Below are 1,790 nucleotides of genomic sequence, written 5' to 3' on the forward strand. Positions count from 1 at the left end.
AGTATGATTGTAACACTTGCAACTCAGATAATATTCAGAGGAATAGCGCAGATTATTTTGGAAACCAATTCGGTCGGAGGATTCCCGAGTTGGTTTACAAAAATCGCAGCCGGCAAAATCGGCGAAATGGTCCCGTATGCCTTGATATTTGTTGTAGTTGAGGCTTTATTCTTCGCATATCTTCTTCACTATACAAAATTCGGCAGAAGATGTTATGCAATGGGTAATTCAACAACCGTTGCAAAGTTTTCAGGTGTAAAAACAGATAAAATTAAAGTTATCGTTTATACAATGACAGGTTTACTTTCGGCAGTTGCCGCAATTTATCTTGCATCAAAAATGTCAAGTGTTCGTCCCGACGTTGCAAAAGGATATGAACTTGATATTATAGCAATGGCTGTACTTGGCGGAGTATCAACTTCAGGCGGTAAGGGAAGAATACTTGGTGCAACGCTTGCGATTATGGTAATCGGTTATCTAAGATACGGTCTTGGTCTAATCAATGCATCAAGCCAAATCATTATGATAGTTGTAGGCTTGCTACTAATTATTGCGGTAGCAATTCCGAGTTTCAGAGATAGTATCGGTAATATGAATTGGTTTAAAAAGCTTAAAGCAATGACAACCAAATCAAAAAAATAAATAAGTATCAATCGAAGTTTATGACTTCGGAAAAATAAAGGAAAAACTTAAAATAAGAAAGGTAGGTTTTAAACATGAAAGCAAGAAAACTATTGGCATTAGGTCTAACGGCAATAATCGGAGCAACTATGATGGCAGGTTGCGGAGGTGGTGGCGGAAGCACAACATCTCAAAGTTCAGACGGCTCATCGGCAAGCGGTACATACGCATTTGTGGCGAAAGATGTACAAAATCCTTATATGCAGAAAGTATATGACGGTTTTGAAAAGGCTTGTAAAGAAATCGGAGCAGAACCTCTTTACAAAGGTCCTGAAGCAGCCACACCGGAAAAGCAGATTGAAATTATCAATCAGCTTGTAGCACAAAACGTTGCGGGTATTGCTATTGCGGCTAACGATGCAGACGCATTGCAACCTGCATTGACAGAAGCTATGGACGCAGGTATTAAGGTTATTTCACTTGACAGTGCTGTAAATAAAGATTCAAGACAAACTCATATTCAACAAGCTGATCCTGAAAAAATCGGCAGAGGACTAATTCAAGCGGCTTATGAAATGGTAGACGGTAACGGCGGTATTGCTGTATTGTCAGCTACTGCACAGGCTACAAATCAAAATCTATGGATTGAATGGATGAAAAAAGAATTAGAAGAAAATCCTGAAAAGTATGCAAATACACCACTTGTAAAAGTTGCATACGGTGACGATGACCCAACAAAGTCAACATCAGAAACACAAGCACTTTTGACAGATTCATCAATTAAAGTTATCATTGCTCCGACAACAGTAGGTATGCTTGCTGCAGGTAAGGTATTGCAAGATAAACAGTCAGATGTAAAACTAACAGGTCTTGGCTTACCGTCAGAAATGGCTCCGTTTATCGAAGACGGTACTTGCCCTTGGATGTATCTATGGAATCCTGTTGATATAGGTTATTTGTCAGGCTACACAATGGATGCACTTGTAAAAGGCACAATTACAGGTGATGTAGGCGGTTCATTTAATGCCGGTGACCTTGGTGAAAAGAAGATTACAGAGGCTGCCGATGGCGGTACAGAAGTAATGCTTGGTGACCCATTCAAATTCGATACAGAAAACATTGCTGAATGGAAAGAAGTTTATTGATTTTAGTTAATGACTGATTAATTG

The 1,790-nt window shown here is 39.3% G+C and carries 2 protein-coding genes; both read left to right on the forward strand.

Translation table 11 applies throughout. The annotated features are described in order from the left end of the window. The coding region (locus ACLTU0_RS11850) for an ABC transporter permease (protein ID WP_412322648.1) at nt 1-642 on the forward strand (642 nt) is incomplete at its 5' end. Nucleotides 643-716: 74 nt separating this feature from the next. Beyond that, complete coding sequence (locus tag ACLTU0_RS11855; protein WP_147514885.1) at nt 717-1,766, forward strand: substrate-binding domain-containing protein; 1,050 nt, start codon at nt 717-719, stop codon at nt 1,764-1,766. Nucleotides 1,767-1,790 lie beyond the last annotated feature (24 nt).

It is taken from the genome of Hominilimicola sp., assembly GCF_046972485.1.
Taxonomy (GTDB): domain Bacteria; phylum Bacillota; class Clostridia; order UBA1381; family UBA1381; genus Hominilimicola; species Hominilimicola fabiformis.

What these genes read in the sequence shown, in the direction of transcription:
- ACLTU0_RS11855 (WP_147514885.1), top strand. Translation starts at nt 717, where the DNA reads ATGAAAGCAAGAAAACTATTGGCATTAGGTCTAACGGCAATAATCGGA.